This is a genomic window from Mesorhizobium sp. M7A.F.Ca.US.014.04.1.1 (assembly GCF_003998745.1).
GTDB classification, from domain to species: Bacteria; Pseudomonadota; Alphaproteobacteria; order Rhizobiales; family Rhizobiaceae; genus Mesorhizobium; species Mesorhizobium ciceri.
Window position 1 is genome coordinate 1 of the sequence record NZ_RZRW01001165.1, and the last position, 935, is coordinate 935.

At 57.8% G+C, this 935-nt stretch carries 1 protein-coding gene and 1 pseudogene; one reads left to right on the forward strand and one right to left on the reverse strand.

The annotated features are described in order from the left end of the window. Positions 1-347: 347 nt before the first annotated feature. Positions 348-566, reverse strand: a pseudogene (locus EOA22_RS35315) (amino acid synthesis family protein); the annotation flags it as partial. Between the two features lie 61 nt (positions 567-627). Between EOA22_RS35315 and EOA22_RS37905 the strand changes: the two are divergent. Continuing rightward, entirely contained in the window at positions 628-792 is a 165-nt protein-coding gene (locus EOA22_RS37905) for a hypothetical protein (RefSeq protein WP_164752019.1), read from the forward strand. Positions 793-935 lie beyond the last annotated feature (143 nt).

Sequence of the window (935 nt, forward strand, 5' to 3'; positions counted from 1 at the left end):
ATCTATTAGCGTGGTGTATGTTCCATCAGAAGGGCGTCGCTGTCTCACGGCCAGCCTCGGCGGCTAAGCGCCTTAGCGCCTTAGCTCCTGGATCGGCCTTTCTTCGAAGCCTGGGGACCCTTGGCTTCGGCAGCAAGGCGTTGTTCTCGAAGTCGCGCAGTTTTCAAATAACGCGCCTCTCTCTCGGCCGCGTTAGCAACTTTTGCCTCGCGGTCTGCGCGCTCCAATCGGTCTTTGTCGACGCTTCGCTGGGACACTTTTGCCTCCTACCAGAAGACCGTTGAATTTACTGTTCGCTAAATTGTTCCCGTCAATCGGCGACTGCCTTCCTGACGCATGCCGACCCAGCCGCCGTCCGCAGCACCGATGGCCACGACGATCTCGTCGGCAGCCGGGCCGTCGGCGATCTGAAAATTGGCGGTGATGAAGTGTGAGCGGCGACCGTTCTCGCTCTTGTGCATCATCTGAAGCGACAGCAGCGCGCCAGGCGCGCTGCGTGTGTTGCAGAATTCGAGATAGGTCGTGCCGCCCACGAGGTGAAGGAAATTGCTTCTCGCCTCATTAACATGGGCTAATGCGAGAGACCCTCCGAGAGGGTATTGGAGAGCTTAGCGAAAGGGCTGAACGATGACGATAGTCGAACTGGCTTTCGATTTGCTTGCGAAGAAGCTCGCCGCCCGCACCGGCATTTCCAGCGAAGAAGCTAGTGACCTCGTCGCCACTATGGGAGCTGATTGGTCGTCACTCGTGCGAGCAGCAAGGGTAATGAAAAAATACTCCGGTGTTGCCTGACCCGCTCGGCCTGGAAGGACTTCCTCCTCGCATGAGGGCACAAACGACCAGCTTGATGGGACGAATCGTCAGGCCATAACGGAGGCCGGTGGCATGCGCATTTACCAGAACGCACTCGATCATCTGCCAAGAAAACATGGCGG